This window comes from Corynebacterium sp. HMSC034A01, from assembly GCF_001838175.1.
Taxonomy (GTDB): Bacteria; Actinomycetota; Actinomycetes; order Mycobacteriales; family Mycobacteriaceae; genus Corynebacterium.
The window spans coordinates 1-2,786 of the sequence record NZ_KV835967.1; the positions used below are offsets into that span (position 1 = coordinate 1).

1 protein-coding gene and 1 pseudogene are annotated in these 2,786 nt (G+C 64.3%); both read right to left on the reverse strand.

Annotated features, from left to right (window positions below):
* Nucleotides 1–169 precede the first annotated feature (169 nt).
* Nucleotides 170–1,513, reverse strand: a complete 1,344-nt coding sequence (locus HMPREF2791_RS06495; protein WP_070844798.1) for a hypothetical protein — start codon at nt 1,511–1,513, stop codon at nt 170–172.
* Between the two features lie 69 nt (nt 1,514–1,582).
* Nucleotides 1,583–2,786, reverse strand: a pseudogene (locus HMPREF2791_RS12060) (hypothetical protein); the annotation flags it as partial.

A 2,786-nucleotide genomic window follows, 5' to 3' on the forward strand; every position in this document is an offset into this window, starting at 1 on the left:
GTGGCGCATTAACCGCTTGATCCCGCCGCCGATTTTTGCGCATTGCCAGGGTGAAGATCCCAGGGTTTGGCGATGCCGGGGGTCGCACGCATACGAAGCGCCCCCGCCTCCCAGTGCGGGAAGCGGGGGCGCTCGGCTCGAGTGCTGCTAGGGCGCGAGCCCTACGCGGCTACTTCTTCTCGGAAGAGCTGGCGTAGCTCTTGCCGGAGGAGCCCTTCAGCTCGAGGTCCTGCACGGAGCTGCCGATACCGCCCGGGGTGCAGTTGTCGTAGATGATCGTGCCGGTGAGGATGCCGGCGGCGATCAGCGCGAGGCCTGCGCCCACGGTTGCCACGTCCAGGCCAAACTGGCGCAGCTGCTTGTTAATCACCTCGACCTGCAGCGCGATCTCCGGGTTGAACACACCCATCTCCTGCTGGATCCGGGCGTTGGCCAGGCGGATCTGCTCGGAGTACTGCTCCACCACCGGGGTCAGACCCGGGATGGCGGTCTGGGTGGCCAGGCCGATCGGGATCAGCGCCAGCAGCGGCAGTCCGAAGCCGACGGAGGTGGCGATGCAGCGCTTGCGCTCGTCGTCGGTCAGGCCCGGCTTCTCCGGCTTCGGCGCCGGCGTCTCAGACACTTCCTGGCCCTCGGACGGGGTGGAGTCCGCGTCGAGCGGGTTGGACTTGCCCTCGATCTCGTCGCGGTTGGACACGCCGTCGCCGTCGAAGTCGCCGTTCGGGTCCAGGATGGAGCGGCCGTCCTGGCCCACCAGCTCGAATTTCGCCTCGCCGGTCAGCGGGTCCTTCACGCCATCGAGGGTGATGGTGCCGGTCGCGGACGGGTTGGCGATGCCGTCGAACTGCTTCACAAAGTCGTCCCAGGTGGTCTTGCCGTTCGGGAACTTCTCGGTGAAGGAGTCCTGGAGCTGCTCGTTCGTCGGGGCCTGGCCGGTGATCACGCCGGAGGTGCCGTCGATAGTAAAGCTCCAGTTGTCCGCGCCCTTGGAGCCTTCGACCTCGGCGCCGGTGACCTTAGCGGTGAGGTCCTGGCCCGCGAACGGATCCTTGGACGTGCCCTGCTCGCCCGGCTTCACAGCGGTGGCGTCGCCGTAGTTCGGGGCGACGATGCTGACGCGCAGGTCGTAGCCGTCCTTGTCGGTGACGCGCTTGCCGTCCTTGTCGCGCACGGCCACGAAGGCCTCGCGCGGGTCGGTGCCGGCCGGCACGGTCGCCTTGATCTCGCCGGTCTCCGGGTCAATCTCGACGACGCCGCCCTCGATCTCCTTGCCGGAGCGGTCCACGAGCTTGCCGGTGTAGCCGCCGTCCTTGTCCGGGTTGTCCACGCGGCCGACAACGTGCGCGTTGCCGTCCGCCGGGACGTCCAGGGTGGTCACGGACGCGGTGTCGGAATCGTTGTCGTCACGGTTCTTCTCGTGGCCGTCCACCGGCACCTCGGCCTCGACTGCGCCGTTGGGCAGGTTCGGGTCGGTGACCGTGATCGGGCCGTCGACATCGGTACCAGGCGTCACATAAAGCAGTAGCCCCTGCCCTCCCATAAAGGGAGAACAGGGGCTACTTAGCCGGGCTACGCGAAACTACTACTTCTTGTCAGCAGCCTTCTCGCCAGCCTTGTCCTCCTTCTTCGAAGAACCAGCGTAGGTCTTACCGGAAGAACCCTTCAGCTCCAGATCCTTCACAGAGCTGCCGCCACCATTCGGGGAGCAGTTGTCATAGATCAGGGTGCCAGCCAGGATGCCGGCCGCGATCAGCGCCAGACCACCGGCAACGGTGCCGATGTCAGTGCCGAACTGCGCCAGCTGACGGTTCGCCGCATCAACCTGCGCGGCAATCTCCGGGTTGAACAGACCCAGCTGCTGCTGGATGCGGGTGTTCGCAGCCTGCAGCTGAGCGTTCGCGTCAGCCACAACGTTGGACAGACCCGGAATCTCCATTTGCGACGCCAGACCCAGCGGGATCAACGCCAGCAGCGGCAGACCAAACCCGAGGGACGTAGCAACACACTTACCGGTGTCAATACCAACCTGAGCCGGGGTCTTGTTACCAGCACCGTCGGAAACGATCACCTTGTCGCCCGGCTTGAGCTCAACACCAGCCGGAACATCAATGGTCCACTTGCCGTCCTTGTCGGTCTTGGTCTCGACCTTCTTGCCACCCGGCAGCTCAACGATGATGTCCTCATTCGGACGATCACCCGTACCGGAGATGGTCTTATCACCCGGCTTGATCGGGTTCACGGTCGGCGGAGTGGTGTCCTTGACATCGTCGCCCTCAGAAGGCTTGGAGTCCTTGTCAGCCGGGTTGGTGCCCTTCTCGATCTCGTCCTTGTTGGTGTGGCCGTCGCCGTCGAAGTCGCCATTCGGATCCAGCAGGGACTTACCGTCCTTGCCAAGCAGGTCGAAGTTCGCGTCGACGCCTTCGTCCTTCGAGTCATCCTCGTAGGTGAAGTCCACCGTCACGGTCGGGCGAGCGTACGGGGTGAAGGTCTCAACGAACTTCTCCCAGCTCTTGTCAATGGTGGGCAGCTGTTCGCCGACAGCCTCACCAACCTCAGCCGTCGTCGGTGCGGTGGCCACGATGACACCGTTCTCCTGCATCTCGAACTCCCAATCCTGGGAGCCGTCCGATGCCTTGGAATCGATGTTCTTCAGCGGCGCATCAGCCTCACCGAACGGGTTGTTGGTTGCCTTGTTGCCGTCGATCGTTACCTGGGTGAGCTCCTCGTAATTCGGGTCGAAAGTCTCGGCCTGGGTGGCATCCGGCTTCTCGACGGTGACAGTGACA